This window comes from Gilvimarinus sp. 1_MG-2023, from assembly GCF_030548285.1.
The window spans coordinates 1-228 of record NZ_JAUOSC010001944.1 but is presented as its reverse complement, the minus strand read 5'-3'; the positions used below and the strand labels follow the sequence as shown (position 1 = coordinate 228).

Sequence of the window (228 nt, the reverse complement as noted above, 5' to 3'; positions counted from 1 at the left end):
CCATTTCACCTCACCGGTCGTTGGGTCTACGCCAACCTGGCCAGAGGTATACAGGCTGTCGTATTTTTCTGGTTTGCCATCTTTGCCGGTACGTGCCCAGCCATTCCAGGGGGCCGGGTTACCGGCACCAACGATAATGGTGTTGGTTTCGGTATCAAAGCTGGCGCTTTGCCACGGTGCACCACCGCCATGACTCCAGGCTTCCACTTTACCGGTAGGGGAGTTGGG

Annotated in this window: 1 pseudogene; it reads right to left on the bottom strand. The window is 57.5% G+C overall.

The features are described from left to right. Positions 1 to 228: pseudogene (locus Q4563_RS23445) on the bottom strand (hypothetical protein); the annotation flags it as partial.